Below are 15,302 nucleotides of genomic sequence, written 5' to 3'. Positions count from 1 at the left end.
CCTTTAACGCCAATTTGTCCTGGGAGAGAAGCGGGCCGCTCGACTCTCTTCTCTCTTGATCTCTATTTGTTTTATCCCAATTGTTCTGTTTAAAACCTACCACTCTTTACTTTAAAACAAATCCCCCCGGATTTCCATTGATATCGGGGTTATTTCACTTCAGAGAGCTTCCAAACGAGCGATGCGAAATCGCCTTTGATCATCGTCCTGTCCGTTGTGACGGTACCGCTGAACATTGGTGGGATCAGAAGGCCGATGTTCATGAGTTCATCACCGTATGCCTGCTGTCCGGTCGCATCGATTTCGTACAGTGCGTCAGGCTTCAGTCCCTGAAGGCGGATGCGTTTAAGCGACGGATTCGGGACGGCCAATGTCCGGTAGAATGCCACGATCGCTTCACCCTTCTCAACGTCTGCAACCATCCAGGCGGTGTCATTGCCTTCGAACGGGCTGATTAATCGGTAAAAGGAGCCGAATTGAAGGGTTTTGCGGTTTTCTTTTACAAAATTCACTTGCTTCTTCACAGCGATCTTTTCTTCCTCTGAAAAACGGGTCGCGTCGAGCTCGTAGCCGAAGGCACCGAACATCGAGACATTGAATCTCGTATCGAGCGGTGTCGACCGGCCCGTCTGGTGATTCGGACAGCTCGATACGTGCGCCCCCATCGATGAAAGCGGATAGACGAGTGACGTTCCCCACTGGATTTTCAAGCGCTCGATGGCATCCGTGTTGTCGCTCGTCCACGTCTGCGGCATATAATAGAGCATGCCCGGATCGAAGCGGTTCCCTCCGCTTGCACATGATTCGAAAAGGATGTGCGGGAACTTGGATGTCAGCCTGTCAAGAAGCTCATAAAGTCCAAGCACATAGCGGTGTGACACCTCACCTTGACGATCGGCCGGCACGGAGTCCGAGCCGACTTCCGTCATGTTCCGGTTCATGTCCCACTTCACATATGATATAGGGGACGATGATAGAATCCCTGACAGTGTCTCGTCGAGGTAGTCCACCACTTCCTGTTTGGAAAGGTCGAGGATGAACTGGTTGCGTCCGTGGGAAAGGGGCCGGTCCTTCACACCAAGCACCCAATCCGGATGCGCCTTGTACAGGTCACTTTTCTCAGAAATCATTTCAGGCTCAACCCAAAGGCCGAAGCTCATTCCGGTTTCTCCGTTGACCTTTTGGCTCAGTCCTTCGATTCCGTTCGGAAGCTTGCTATGGTCGACGGTCCAATCCCCTAGGGAAGTGGTATCGTCATTTCGTCCCTGGAACCATCCGTCGTCGAGTGCGAACAATTCGATCCCGAGTTCGGATGCCGATTTGCAAATATCAAGGATCTTTTCTTCATCAAAATCAAAGTACGTCGCTTCCCAGTTGTTGATGAGGATCGGGCGTTCTTTCTCGCGCCACTCTCCCCTGACAAGCCTGGATTCATATAGGCGGTGAAAGCTTTGGCTCATCCCGTTCAATCCTTGATCGGAATAGACCATCACTGCTTCCGGAGCTTGGAACTCTTCGCCACTCTCGAGCTTCCATTCAAAGCCGAATGGGTTCATCCCCATCAACGCCCGCGATGTGTCATAAAGATCGACTTCGACGCCGCCGAAGAAGTTCCCGCTGTACACAAGGTTGAATCCGTATACTTCCCCGTGGGATTCGGTCGCATCCTTTGATTTCAAGGCGAAGAACGGATTGTGTAGCGAGCTCGACACCCCTTTTTTACTGTCGATCGACTGCAGGCCTTTCCTTAGTGGGTTCGATGCCACATGCCGTTCGCGGATCCACGATCCATGAAGATGGAGGAATTCGAAGTCGGCGTGCGGAAGATCCACCGATGTACTGAGCAAGCGCTCGATCACCACGTGGTCATCACCGACATTCCGAAGCTTCACACTCCGGACAATCGCATCCCGATCATGATACACCGTATAGAAGAGATCCATCTCGAGACCGGCGACACTATCCTTCAAAGTCACAACGAGCGTCTCTGCCTCATCGTCACTTTCCGTATAAGTAGCCGGCAGCCCTTCGAGACCCGGCTTTCCGTTCAAGATTTCATATTTTTTAAAAATAAAATGAGACGTCCTGCTTCCACTCGCATGCTTGATGACAAAAGCAGGCTCACGGTAATCACTCGTCCCGAATCCAGGGTACTCCTGCTTCAGGAACTCGAGTGAAAAGAGCTGGTTCCCTTCATAAGGGAACGCAGCATTTCCGAGCGGCTCGGCAGGAAGCTGGCGCAGATGGGAAAAATCGTCACGGTGCTTGACTTTTTTTCCATAATAGAGCTGGCCGGGCTGCTCATTTTCCGTCATGGAAAAAATATAACTGACATTCCGACCCTGCAGATGAAATTGTTGTGTTTCTTCATTAACATAGATTGGCATAGTGAGACATCCTTTCTAGTTGACTCGGGCTTCTCTTATTTCACTGCACTTCCTAGCATCCCTGAGATGAACTGACGCTGCAGTGCCAGGAAGAAAATGATGATCGGGATCGTCGCAATCGTGACCCCTGCCATGACCTGGCCGTAATCGATCCGGGAAAGTCCGAACAGACTGGACAATGCAACCGGGAACGTGTACATATCATTGGACGATAAAGCGATCAATGGCCATAGGAAGCTGTTCCATTGATACAGGAACAGGAAGATCGCGGTGGCCGCGAGTGCCGGCTTCATGGACGGCAGGACAATTTTAAAGAAAATCTTCCATTCACCTGAACCGTCGATCCTGGCCGCTTCAATCAGGGAAGTCGGGAAGGCCAGCATATTCTGCCTCATCAGGAAGATCGCGAATGGATATGCGAGATTCGGCAGGATGATCGCTTGATACGTATCGAGCCAGCCGAAGCCCGCCATCATTTTAAACAATGGGATGATCGTCGCGTGATACGGGACCATCATCGATAGCAGGAAAATACCAAAGATGAGGTTTCTTCCTTTAAAACGGAACTTGGCGAACGCATACGCCGCCATCGAGCAAATCAACAAGCTCAGGACCGTATACACGATCGCGACGAACAGCGAGTTGAACATGACTCTTCCGATATTGATCGATTCGTTCAGATTCGAGACATTCTCCACTAGCTTTTCGCCAGGCACAAGGACCGGTGGCTTCGAGAACATCTTACCGCTTTCGTTCGTAGCCCCGATCGCCGCCCAGTAAAACGGGAAAAGCGACACAAGGGCACCAAGGGCAAGGACACTATATAAACCAATTTTCTTTCCTAATTTAGACTGTCTCATTCTTGATCACCCGTTAGTTTGAATTGTATAAACGTCATGATTGCAATCAATACGACAATCACATACGCAATCGTTGAAGCATAACCAAAATCAAAGAAGCGGAATCCGGTCTGGTACAAGTACATCCCGATCGTAAGCGTCGCATCACTCGGTCCACCCTTCGTCAGCACGAACGGCTCATCGAATAACTGCAGCGTCCCGATCGTTGATAATACGACCGTGAACAGGATGACCGGCTTCAGCTGCGGGATCGTGATGGAGAAGAACTGACGCACGCGCGACGCTCCGTCCATGCTTGCCGCCTCGTAAAGCTCCTCAGGAATATTTTGCAGTCCGGCGAGATAAATGACCATGTTATAGCCGACCCATCTCCACGTCATCGCAATGATCAGGGATGCTTTTGCCCAGAACGGATCGTTCAGCCAAGGGATCGCCTTGAAACCAAGCGACGTCAGAAGCTGGTTGACCACCCCGTCATTCATCAGCATGATGGAAAAGATGATGGAGTACGCAACCAGGGATGTGACCGCCGGCAGGAAGAACGTCACCCGGAAGAATCCTTTCATACGTAGGAGTGCAGAGTTTAATAGTGATGCAAGCACAAGCGCCAGGATCACCATGATCGGCACTTGGATGATTAATAGAATAAAAGTATTTTTGAGTGCGGTATGGAAAATTTCATCCGACAGCAGCCGTTTGTAGTTATCCAGCCCGACAAATGTCAGGTTGGCGCCCTGCCCGGTCTGAAAACTGAGGATCAGCGATGAAATGATCGGGTACAGCATGAAGATGCTGAACAGAATGACGGCTGGTGCGATGAATAAATATGGGACATATGTTTTTGACTTCATACATCATCCTTCTCTCTAGCGTGATTTGAATATAGTTGTGTTTGGTTGGGAAGCTACTTTCAGCCCCATTAATTCCGCTGTTGATTTCCGTGCAAGACTTCGCTTTCCGCGGGTAGCCGGTGAGCCTCCTCGGCTTCGCCTCCGGGGTCTCACATTGGCTACTTCTCCCGCAGGAGTCTTCGTCTTGCACTCCAATCAACAGCTAGAAATGCCTTACATTCAGCAAAATATTCTCGTCAAAATCTAATAGGCAGGTAGATTCACAATCTGCTCTTTATTCCCTACCCTAAAGAATTTGATAAAAAAGAGAGACCTAGATCACCAGACGAACCTCTTGGCTCTAAATCTCTCTTTTCATCTTGCCTACTTTGAATTAGTTTGCTTTACGTTTCGTACGGTCTTCCAGTCTCTTCGCAGCATCCTTCAATGCTTTATCAGGTGCTGTACCGTTGAACGTGTCCGCTTGGGCCTTGATGGCTTCATCAAGTGCTACAGAGTAGTCCTTCGTGTAGTACGCAGTCGGTACATCCTTCATTTCGTTTGCGAAAAGCTCCCAGATCTTCTGTCCGCCGAAGAATTCATCTTCGCCTGTGAACACGTCAGAATCGTACGTTGTGTTGAGGGATGGGAACAGACCGTAGTCTTCCATCGCCATGATTTGTGTATCCGTATCCGTTGAGAAGTACTCAAGGAAATCGTACGCAGCATCAGCATTTTCTGAAGCCGCAGGAATCATCCAGCTGGATCCGCCAAGGTTGGAAGCGCGGTTTCCGCCTTCTTCAAACGCCGGCAACGTGAATACTCCCCAATCGCCTTTCGTATCTTTCGCTTGGTCGATGATCGTTCCATAATACCAAGCACCGAATGGAATCGTAGCGACCGATCCGTCAACCGTTGAAGAAACGACACCGTTCCATCCGTCAACATTCTTGATCAGATCCGCATCAGCGAATTTCTTCTGCATTTCCATCGCCTTCACGGCTTCTGGGCTCGTAAGGTCGATGTTGCCTTCTTCGTCAAAATAGAACACGCCTTGTTGGTTCAGCATCATCCTGAATGTCGGATCATCCTTGAACATATCAAGTGGCATCGCGTAAGAACCTGTTTTTTCTTTGATTTTCTTTCCTGCTTCAAGGAAGTCATCCCATGTTTCAATGTCTTCCGCTTTTACACCCGCTTCTTCAAATAAGCTTCTGCGGTAGAACATTCCACCAGGACCTGCATCGAATGGCATCGCGTAGTACGTGCCATCAACCTGTGCCAGGTCATTTTTGAAAGAAGGGAATTTATCTTTATGGTCATCGAATCCTTTTTCCGATAAGTCAAGGAATCCTTCAGGAAAAGCCTGTACGTATCCTTGGATGCGATCATCTTCGACTAACACGATATCCGGAAGCCCGACACCGCCGGCAGCAAGACCGGTCGAAAGCTTGTCATATACATCCAAGCGCCCGATGTCTTCCACTTTCAGCTTCACACCCGGATGATCCTTCTGATATTCCTTCACGGCATCATTCAGGGCGCCAACGTTAACGTTCCAGGCCCAAGCCGTCAGTGTCACTTCGCCATCCTTGCCAGCATCGCCTGAACTGCCCGAGCTGCACCCGGCAATCAACAACGCAGCAATGATGCTCATCATTACGACTAATTTCTTCATACCCTTTGTCCCCCTTGGTTTCTTAGATTAAAAGAGCTGTAACCGTTTTCTTTTACCGACAAAAATAAAACACCCATTAGAAAGCGTTTACATCTTACTTAAGATTTTAGTAAATTATCAGAATAGAGTCAACTATATTTTTAGTAAAATTTTTATTATTTTAGTAAAGTGAGTGGAATGTTGTGCTGGATGGGCTTGGGACGGGGATTTTTGAAGGTTGTGGGGATGGGGTGTTTAATGGTTTGGGTAAAAAGTTTACTAGAGCGGAGCGTTTGGTTTTTTACTGGTACGGCTGTGGAGGGAGAGAGGAATGGTGCCTGGCTCAATCGGAGTGATTTGAGCCTGGCTCAAAATAGGGAATCTGAGCCTGGCTCGTTTTGGGATAAGGATGATTGAGCCTGGCTCAGACTGGGGCCCGTTTAATAGTCGTTGCCAGGCACAAATCGGCTATTTTGTGCCTGGCACCGATCACCATCAAACCAAAAGGGACGATCCTTTATCTAACTAAAGGACTGTCCCTCACTACGTTAATTCAGTAAAGCTTTCCCTGTCTGTACAGGATGGTGGATAGCTTGGTGACGGAGTGGATGTAGCAGTTTTGACGGAGCGGGAATGGGTCTCCGAAGAATTGCGGAAGGACCGTATCCAGCGTTTCCTGCATTTTCTCATAGAGCATCCGGAACACTTCGTCTTCACTGTAGAACTGGGTTTCTCGTCCCTGTAGCCATTCAAAATACGAGACGATGACCCCGCCGGCGTTGGCAAGGATATCCGGTACGATGATGACGCCTTTATCGCTCAGGAATTTATCTGCTTCCGTCGTGATCGGGGCGTTCGCTCCTTCGACCAGGATGCCGGCCTTCACTTTCTCCATATTGTCCCCATGAATCTGATCTTCCAAGGCTGCGAGGATCAGGACGTCGACATCGAGATACAGGACGTCTTCCCGATCCGATATTTCCGCTTTAACGTCGATCTCCCGCAGCTGCTCTTCCGTTGTCGGCAGGTCCCCTTTGTTTCTCATCGTGAATTCGATGAGGGCCGGGATATCCAAGCCGTCCTCATTTCTGAGGGTCACGTTCCTGTCGCTGACGGCGACGACCTTGTTCTGGAGATGGGTGGATTGGTGCGCTTCAAGGGCCGCAACCGATCCGACATTCCCGAATCCCTGCACCGCGATGGTCAGGGGCTTGTCTTCATAAGTAAGGGCTGTTTTCGCAAAAATATTATCCGTTTTGGTGAGAAGGTTTTTGTGATTATGGATAAAATCATGGATCATATAACGGAATGTAAAGAACACCCCTTTACCGGTCGCTTCCCTGCGGCCGAGGGAGCCGCCGTTGACGACGCTTTTACCGGTGAAGCTACCCCTGTAAGGATAACCGGGATGGATGCTCTTATATTCGGCCATCATCCAGTCCATCTCCCGTTCCCCCGATCCCATGTCAGGAGCTGGGATATCCTTATCCGGTCCGAGGACATCGCTGAAGTATTGCACATATTTCTTCGCGATCAAGTTCAGCTCTTTATCCGAGTAATCGCGCGGATTGATGATGATGCCGCCCTTCCCGCCTCCGAACGGGACATCATGAAGCGCGTTCTTCAAGGTCATGAGCGACGCAAGATTGACCACTTCATCCTCATTGACGGATTCATGGAACCGGATCCCGCCTTTATACGGACCGAGTGCGTTGTTGTGCTGCACGCGGAATGCCGGGATCCGGTCGACTCGGCCGTTCTGGAGCGGCACCCTCAAATACGATTTATGTACATGATTCGGCGTCGACAGGATCGCCGTCAATGAAGTGAAGGCCTGTTCTCGCGCCTTTCCCTGTAATTCCGGTAGAAAATGTTCATCTTCCAGTAATGCGTCCAATGATCGCTGGACAATGTCTCGTGTTTGACTGATCATCGTTTCCCCTCCTGCTTCTTAAGTAAAAATTGGTAGTTATTATAAAGTTACCCAATTGTTGCGGAATAAAACGGAGATTCTTGCTGAGAAGGGAATATCACTGTTCATTTAGGAGGATTGCGGTGGGGGAAGTGGGGTGTACCTGGTACAATTCTGCCTGTTTGTACCTGGTACAAGTCAAACTGAATGTACCTGGTACAAATCAAGCTCCTTGTACCAGGTACACACTAAAAACAACACAAAGTCCCCCTCCCCCGGTGCCAGGCACAAAACACCCGATTTGTGCCTGGCACCAAATCAAAACAAAAACAGAGACGTACCTTTAGCGAGCTAAAGGTACGTCCCTCGATGCGTTAATGTATTAAAGCGTTTATTTGGTTGCTGCCGTGAATGTGTAGGTGGTGCTGGCACGGTAGGTTTCGCCCGTTTTTAGGATGATGGACGGGAAACCCGGATGGTTGACGGCGTCGGGGTAGCCCTGGGTTTCAAGGCAGATGCCCGTGTGCCTGCGGGCCGTGTTCCCGCCGCTCAGGCGTTCTCCGGTCAGGAAGTTACCGGTGTAAAGAACAACGGATTCCTGGTCGGTTTCGACGGTCATGATCCTTCCGCTTTCTTCATGCAGGAGCAAGATGCCGCCATCCTTTTTTAAGACGAAGGGATGGTCGTATCCGATTTCCACTTCATGAGACCGTTCCATGCCGGATTGGATGGTGCGTCCCTCTCTGAAATCAAAGGCCGTCCCTTCAACCGGACGAACCTCACCCGTCGGCAGGTTTTCTTCCGTAAGCGGGAGATAGGCATCCGCCTCCATCTTCAAGACGTGCTGTAAGATGTCGCTCTTTGCGTTCCCACTCAGATTGAAGTAGCTATGATTGGTGAGATTGAGCGGGGTATCCCGGTCGGTCTCTCCCTTATAATCAATGTGCAGGCGACCCTCGTTCGTCAGTGTGTAGGTCACATACACCTTTACATTGCCGGGATAGCCTTCTTCTCCGTCACGGCTGAGATGGGAAATCGTGACGCTCACTCGATCATCCTCGGTGGTCATGTCTTCCTCTTCCCAAATCACACTGTTAAAGCCGGTACTCCCGCCATGAAGGTGATTACTCCCCTCATTGGCGGTCAGGTGCACGGTTTCTCCTTGATGCGAATAGCTTGCACCACCGATCCTGCCTGCGACCCTTCCGGCGATGCTGCCGAAATAATGGGTGTGTTCGATGTATTCCTGCAGCGTATCGAATCCGAGGACAACATTTTCTAAGGTGCCATCACGGTCCGGAGTCAGGATCTGCGTAATCGCCCCTCCATAGGTGATGACGGTCACTTCCATGCCGCTGTCGTTTTTCAACGTGTATGAATGAACTTCTTTTCCACGGATTTCACCGAATGTCCCTTTTACAATATTCAACCTCTTACACCTCGACAATCTGGCACTCGTAAGGGGCAAGGCTGATTCCGTCGAATGTTTCCTCGTGGCCGTTATGATTCACGATGACCCGATAGTCCTTACCTTCTGCCGTCCTTGTGATGACTTCAACACCCGAATTGGATGCCAACGTCTTCAGCCCTGCCGCATCCGCGACCGTTTTCGCCAGTGTATCCATGATGTATCCTTGCACGCCTGCGCCGATATAATAAGCCTTCCCTTTGCCGAAATCATTCTCGGTTACGCAGGAATACTCATCATAGAAGCGGTCATCGTAGCGATGAAGCGTACGTGCCGTCAGAGGCTTCACAAGATCACGCCAGTAGACGGCCTCCGTTGCTTCCCCGCCTTCTGCTGGTACAACCGGGGCTGATGTGCCCGCCTGCAGCGACTCGGATTCTTCCACTTCAATACCGAGTAGCGGTGAAAGTTCACCCGGTACCATGCTGCCGAATACGAGGTTGTTATCGCGGTCCTTCACACCTGCGCGGAAGGACATGATGACGGTTCCGCCATTTTCCGTGAATTCCTCGAGTCGTCGCGCCAGATCGCTGTCCATCACCTTGGCAATCGGAAGCAGGAGCACTTTATATTCGGAGAAGTCCTGATCGTGTCGGATGACGTCGATTGTCGTATTTTGTTTATGGAACGGTTCATACAGACGAAGGATTTCCTCCGTATAATCGATGCTAGCGTTTTGCTGCTGATTTCGCCACGACCAAATCGAATCGAAGTCGTATAGTAGAGCGACATCCGCTTTCATAGGGGCGTCGAACAGCGTCTTGTATTCCTTCACTTCATTGAAAAATTGCTGTACTTCCTTGTATTTGCGTGTGGTCCGGTTGTTTGCATCAAGTATGCCGAGGCAGTATTGCTCCGCACCCTTGTTCATGCCGCGCCATCTGAAAAAGAGCATATTCGAGCATCCATGTGCAAAGGCGTGCCACGCCCATGCCTTCGCCTGATTAGGTCGGGGAAGGTACCCGATGATATCATGCCCTTGGGCACCCATCAGCTCCTCAACGATCCAGAAGTTCTCCTTTTTCAATCCACGAACATAATCAAGCGTCATGGATAGATGCGCAGGCGAAATCGGCTCATTCAGGCCGCCCCAGACCGGATAGTTATCATAGGAAACGAAATCGAGATCCCTTGAAAACTCGTTATGGTCGAACCACTTGTCAAAGAATCCACCCGGGAGGTTCGTCGTAACAGTTTGATGTGAACCTTTCAGCTCTTTCACTAGATTGATATGTTTGTGCGCAAAACCAGCGAGTGAAGCCGAGCGGAAACGTGCCCAATCGAGCATCATCGCCGGATTGTGGACAGTGACCGTCTGCTTTGGAACCGGGATCTCTGAGAAGTCGTTGTACGTCTGTCCCCAGAAAATCGTGCCCCAGCGTTCATTCAATTCGTCGATCCCTTTGTATTTTTCCTGAAGGAATCGTTGGAATGCATTCAGACACTGATCGCAATAGCACATATCGCTTCCTTCGTGTCCGAGCTCGTTGTCGATTTGCCAGGAAACGATCGCTTCTTCATCCTTGTAGTGAGTAAGAAGTTTTTCCACGATGCGCAGGGAATATTGTTCGTAGACGGATGAATTGAAGCAGTATTGGCGGCGTCCCCCGAAGGATTTCTTGTTGCCGTTGATGTCTTCGATCAGGATGCTCGGGTGCTTTTTTGAAAGCCAAGCTGGGAATGTTGCGGTCGGGGTTCCGAACATGACGTGGATTCCGTGGTGTTTGGCTCTGGCGATGACGTGGTCGAAGAAGGAGAAGTCGAAGTTCCCTTCTTGTTGTTCCATCAGGTGCCAGGCGAATTCGCCGATCCTGATCATGTTGACGCCCATTTCTTTCATGCGTGTCATGTCTTCGTCTATGAGTGAGTGGTCCCAGTGTTCTGGGTAGTAGTCGACGCCTAGGTACATGTTTATCACCTTTCTCCTCTTGGGGGTTGGTAGTTAGTTTATATTTGAAAATAATAAAATTGTCCCCTAATACCGCTGTTGATTTCCGTGGAAGACTTCGCTTTCCGCGGGCGGTTGGTGAGCCTCCTCGTCGCTTTCGCTCCTGTGGGGTCTCACCTAACTCGCTTTTCCCGCTGGAGTCTTCGTCTTCCACTCCAATCAACTGCTGGTGGGTAGGTCATATCGGTTAAAATTGAGACTTCATTTTTCTTCAAAACATTTAACCATGGAGCCGTCTCAACTTCCCCATGCTTTTGTTGAAGTAACAAAGAAACAATTACTCCCCATCCAACCCATCAACAAATTTCTTGAACGCCTCCATGCCTTTGTCGTCGCGTTTGAATACGCCGGCGTCTTCTAGGACGCGGGAGAATTTGTGGCCGAGTTCCTGGCGGACGATGGTGGTGACGTTTTCTTTGTTGATGTCGCTTCCGTGGCGTGCTTTCATGTCTTCTACCCACGGGAGGTGGATGTCGTTGACGTTGTTTTCGTTGCCGAGCAGGGCATTTTCGACCTCTTGCAGCTCAGCTTTCAGTCGAGCCGGGAGGACGGCGAGGCCCATCACTTCGATAAGGCCGATGTTTTCTTTTTTAATATGATGGACGTCCGCGTGCGGATGGAAGATGCCCATCGGGTGTTCGTCGTTCGTGCGGTTGTTGCGGAGCACGAGATCGAGTTCGTACCTGCCGTCTCTCATACGTGCGATCGGGGTGATCGTGTTGTGCGGCGTGTCGCCGGAGTGGGCAAGGATGTCGACCTCGGGGTCACTGTATCCTTTCCACTGCGCCAGGATATCGTCGGCCGCTTCAACAAGCGAATCCATCTCGTCTGCTGAGAGGCGGATCACCGACATCGGCCATTTGACGATCGATGCTTCCACGCCCCGGAATCGCTTCAATGAAAACCCATATTCGCTTTCCGCTTTCGCCATTGCGAAATCATAGCGTCCGCCTTGGTAATGATCGTGGGACAGGATCGAGCCGCCCACAATCGGCAGGTCTGCATTGGAGCCCGCAAAGTAATGCGGGAACTGGTGGACGAATTGCAGCAGTCGCCTGAAGCCGTCCTTATTGATTTCCATCGGGCGGTGTTCCTTCGATAGGATGATCGAGTGCTCGTTGTAATAGACGTACGGCGAGTATTGCAGCATATAATCACGATCGCCGAGGTTCAAGCGGATCATCCGGTGATTCGCACGGGCAGGGTGCCCGATGCGTCCGGCGTACCCTTCATTTTCAACGCACAGGAGACACTGTGGATATTTCTCGTCCTTCTTCGGCATCGCCCTCTCCATCGCGATCTGCTTCGGATCTTTCTCAGGCTTTGACAAGTTGATGGTGATGTCGAGCTCGCCGTATTCCGTCGGCGCTTTGTAGCTGATATTCTGCTTGATCCGCTTCGTCTGGATGTAATTGCTATCCTGACTCAATTGGTAAAAGTAATCCGTTGCTTCTTCCGGGTTCCGTTGATAGCGACTGAAGAATTCCGCATTGATCACGGACGGTCTCGCGATGAAGGAATTCATTACCTCTGCCGAGAAGATTTCCTTTTTATCAAAAAGATCGTCGACAATCCCTTCTTCCACTGCGTACTCAGTCAAAGCTTCAAGCAAGTCGGGGATCTGAAGATTGTCACCTTCCGACGTCCCCTCAGCCCGGTAGTCCTCCAAATCCAAAAGGGCGAGGACCCGATTGCGTGCATACACTTCATCTTCTTCCGTGATCAGTCCTGCTTTCAGTCCTTTTTCGACTAGTAGGTCAACTGTTTGGAAAATGCTCACGTTCTTCACTCTCCCTTTCCGTCTTCATAGCCTTTCGGATGGTTGCTGTGCCAATTCCAAGCGTCCCCGATGATCCGTTCAATCGATGTACGTGAAGGATTCCAGCCTAGCACGCTCTTTGCCTTTTCAGAAGACGCGATCAGCTTGCTCGGGTCACCGGCTCTTCTTTCGCCGACTTTCGCCGGGATCTCATGCCCCGTCACCTTGCGCGCGGCATCGATCATTTCTTTTACCGAAAAACCTTGGCTGCTGCCGAGGTTGAAGATATTGCTTTCCCCAGTTTCCTTCAAGTAGTTCAGTGCCAATAGATGGGCTTCGATCAGATCATCGACGTGAATGTAGTCACGGATGCATGTGCCGTCCGGTGTGTCATAGTCTTCACCGAAGATCGTGATATGCTCACGCTGCCCGAGCGCGACTTGTAGGATGATCGGGATCAGGTGGGTTTCGGGATCATGGTCTTCCCCGATTTCACCGGTCGTTCTCGCACCGGCCACATTGAAATAGCGGAGCGATACGAATTTGATGCCGTACGCCTCATCGCACCACTTCATCATTTTTTCCATCGCGAGCTTCGTTTCACCGTAGGCGTTGGTCGGTTTCGTTTCCATCTGCTCCGTGATCGGCACCTGCTCCGGTTCGCCGTATGTCGCGGCAGTGGATGAGAAGACGATGTTCTTCACGCCGAATTCTTTCATGACTTCGAGTGTCACCTGTGTTCCGTATACGTTGTTATCAAAGTATTTCAGCGGATTTTCCATCGATTCACCGACAAGCGAATTGGCGGCAAAATGGATGACACCGTCAATGCTTTCTTTTTCAAAAACAGAGCGAAGGAATTCCTTATCGCGGATATCGCCGTTATAGAAGATGGCGTCATCATGGATCGCCCCTTCATGTCCTGTCTGAAGATTATCCACTACGATCGTCCGGTATCCCTTTTCCACCAATTGATAGACGGCATGAGAACCGACATAGCCTGCCCCACCGAGTACTAATACGTTCATACGATCACCTCTTTGTTTAATTCTTTTGCTCCGTCACCGATACTTGCGGTATAAAACGTTGCTTCGTATCCGATTGCTTCCTTATATTCGTTCCCCACTTCTTCGATGAAGCGGTCCACATGTTCATTTTCCACGATTGCGATGGCACAGCCCCCGAATCCGGCACCGGTCATTCGTGCCCCGACAACCCCAGGCTGATTCCATGCCGCTTCAACAAGGGCATCAAGCTCCTTGCCGGTCACCTCGTAATCATCACGGAGCGACACATGCGAGTCATTCATGAGCTCACCGAACTGTTCGAGCTTCCCATCCTTCAAAAACGCGAGCGCCTTCAGCGTCCTGCGGTTTTCATAGACCGCATGCTTGGCACGCTTCCGTTCCGTTTCACTTGAGATGACACCTTTATGATTTTCGAACTCTTCTTCCGTCAAATCGCCAAGGGATCCGATGTCGACAACCCCCTTCAGGCTCTCGAGCGCAGATTCGCATTCCGACCTCCGCTCATTGTATTTCGAGCCTGCCAGTTCACGGCGTTTATTCGTGTTCATGATGATGATTTTATGGTCCTCGAGATCGATTGGGGCATATTGGTACTGAAGGGTATTCGTATCGAGCAGGATCCCTGCACCCTTTTTCCCCATGCCGATGGCGAACTGATCCATGATCCCGCTGTTGACGCCGATGAAATCATTCTCTACTTTTTTACCCGTTTCAACGAGTTCCAGGCGTTCGGCATCCAGATTGAATAAGCCTTGTAACAGCACTCCCGTCACGAGCTCGATCGAAGCAGAAGATGAAAGGCCAGCCCCATTCGGGATATTCCCGAAGTACAGGACGTCCATCCCGCGGTCAATCACATGACCCGCTTCTTTTAAAAAGCGGATCATCCCTTTCGGATAGTTTACCCAATCATGCCCCTCATCAAAGTCGAGACGGTCAAGATCGAACTCGATCACGCCTTTCTCTTCAAAATTCAGTGAATACATCCTGACAAGACTGTCTTCGCGTTTACGTGCAAAAGCGTACGTACCGAACGTGATCGCACATGGAAACACATGTCCGCCGTTATAGTCCGTGTGCTCCCCGATCAAGTTGATGCGTCCCGGTGCAAAAAAAGCCCTGCTCGCCGCTACGCCGAATATCTGCTGAAAACTCTTCGAAAGCCTCTCAAAATCCATTCCCATTCCTCCTATTTATAAAAACAAATCTTACTTTATCTACTCGTTCATCTTGCGGTTTGACTGATAGCGAGACGTTACACCCCATAAATCAGAAACCGCTTCCATTTTCCATGTTAAGTCATGTGATTCCCTACGTCAATAAACTTTTAGTAAAAGTTTTACTAAGTTTTATTTACCTGCTTTTTTCATCGGTTTCATCCATGTTTTGTAACATCGCTGCCGTTGATTTTCGCAAAAGACTTCGCTTGGTGGGATTGCTCGTCGTTACTTTT

Annotated in this window: 10 protein-coding genes; all 10 read right to left on the bottom strand. The window is 50.1% G+C overall.

Translation table 11 applies throughout. From position 1 onward, the window contains the following. Positions 1-149: 149 nt before the first annotated feature. The 10 genes from LCM10_RS09730 to LCM10_RS09680 all read right to left on the bottom strand — a co-directional run bounded on the left by LCM10_RS09730 (position 150) and on the right by LCM10_RS09680 (position 15,027). The gene (locus LCM10_RS09730; RefSeq protein ID WP_224876035.1) at positions 150-2,387 is read right to left on the bottom strand and encodes an alpha-galactosidase; all 2,238 of its coding nucleotides are present in this window, start codon (positions 2,385-2,387) and stop codon (positions 150-152) included. A gap of 35 nt (positions 2,388-2,422) precedes the next feature. Beyond that, the gene (locus LCM10_RS09725; RefSeq protein ID WP_224876034.1) at positions 2,423-3,247 is read right to left on the bottom strand and encodes a carbohydrate ABC transporter permease; all 825 of its coding nucleotides are present in this window, start codon (positions 3,245-3,247) and stop codon (positions 2,423-2,425) included. Next, positions 3,244-4,098 (bottom strand): carbohydrate ABC transporter permease, encoded by an 855-nt coding sequence (locus LCM10_RS09720; protein WP_224876033.1) that lies wholly within the window; start codon positions 4,096-4,098, stop codon positions 3,244-3,246. Before LCM10_RS09720 ends, LCM10_RS09725 begins: the two co-directional genes overlap by 4 nt. Positions 4,099-4,471: 373 nt before the next feature. After that, entirely contained in the window at positions 4,472-5,755 is a 1,284-nt protein-coding gene (locus tag LCM10_RS09710; RefSeq protein WP_224876032.1) for an ABC transporter substrate-binding protein, read from the bottom strand. Positions 5,756-6,287: 532 nt separating this feature from the next. Further along, positions 6,288-7,667 carry a Glu/Leu/Phe/Val family dehydrogenase gene (locus LCM10_RS09705; RefSeq protein WP_224876031.1) on the bottom strand — a complete coding sequence of 460 codons (1,380 nt, stop codon included), beginning with the start codon at positions 7,665-7,667 and terminating at the stop codon, positions 6,288-6,290. 370 nt (positions 7,668-8,037) lie between these two features. Beyond that, positions 8,038-9,075, bottom strand: a complete 1,038-nt coding sequence (locus LCM10_RS09700) for an aldose epimerase family protein (RefSeq protein ID WP_224876030.1) — start codon at positions 9,073-9,075, stop codon at positions 8,038-8,040. Positions 9,076-9,079: 4 nt separating this feature from the next. After that, the gene (locus LCM10_RS09695) at positions 9,080-11,023 is read right to left on the bottom strand and encodes a beta-galactosidase (RefSeq protein ID WP_224876393.1); all 1,944 of its coding nucleotides are present in this window, start codon (positions 11,021-11,023) and stop codon (positions 9,080-9,082) included. Between the two features lie 316 nt (positions 11,024-11,339). Further along, positions 11,340-12,842 carry a UDP-glucose--hexose-1-phosphate uridylyltransferase gene (galT, locus tag LCM10_RS09690; protein ID WP_224876029.1) on the bottom strand — a complete coding sequence of 501 codons (1,503 nt, stop codon included), beginning with the start codon at positions 12,840-12,842 and terminating at the stop codon, positions 11,340-11,342. 5 nt (positions 12,843-12,847) lie between these two features. Next, complete coding sequence (gene galE, locus LCM10_RS09685; protein WP_224876028.1) at positions 12,848-13,849, bottom strand: UDP-glucose 4-epimerase GalE; 1,002 nt, start codon at positions 13,847-13,849, stop codon at positions 12,848-12,850. After that, positions 13,846-15,027, bottom strand: coding sequence for a galactokinase (locus LCM10_RS09680; RefSeq protein ID WP_224876027.1), 1,182 nt, complete (start codon positions 15,025-15,027; stop codon positions 13,846-13,848). Before LCM10_RS09680 ends, galE begins: the two co-directional genes overlap by 4 nt. Positions 15,028-15,302 lie beyond the last annotated feature (275 nt).

It is taken from the genome of Rossellomorea aquimaris, assembly GCF_020171925.1.
Lineage (GTDB): Bacteria > Bacillota > Bacilli > Bacillales > Bacillaceae_B > Rossellomorea > Rossellomorea aquimaris_F.
The sequence above is the reverse complement of the archived record's forward strand: the minus strand, read 5'-3'. Positions and strand labels throughout refer to the sequence as shown.

Excerpts from the sequence above, each read along its gene's own strand:
- LCM10_RS09720 (WP_224876033.1), bottom strand. The coding sequence starts at position 4,098 with ATGAAGTCAAAAACATATGTCCCATATTTATTCATCGCACCAGCCGTC.
- LCM10_RS09695 (WP_224876393.1), bottom strand. The coding sequence starts at position 11,023 with ATGTACCTAGGCGTCGACTACTACCCAGAACACTGGGACCACTCACTC.
- galE (WP_224876028.1), bottom strand. The coding sequence starts at position 13,849 with ATGAACGTATTAGTACTCGGTGGGGCAGGCTATGTCGGTTCTCATGCC.
- LCM10_RS09680 (WP_224876027.1), bottom strand. The coding sequence starts at position 15,027 with ATGGATTTTGAGAGGCTTTCGAAGAGTTTTCAGCAGATATTCGGCGTA.
- LCM10_RS09725 (WP_224876034.1), bottom strand. The coding sequence starts at position 3,247 with ATGAGACAGTCTAAATTAGGAAAGAAAATTGGTTTATATAGTGTCCTT.
- LCM10_RS09730 (WP_224876035.1), bottom strand. The coding sequence starts at position 2,387 with ATGCCAATCTATGTTAATGAAGAAACACAACAATTTCATCTGCAGGGT.
- LCM10_RS09705 (WP_224876031.1), bottom strand. The coding sequence starts at position 7,667 with ATGATCAGTCAAACACGAGACATTGTCCAGCGATCATTGGACGCATTA.
- LCM10_RS09710 (WP_224876032.1), bottom strand. The coding sequence starts at position 5,755 with ATGAAGAAATTAGTCGTAATGATGAGCATCATTGCTGCGTTGTTGATT.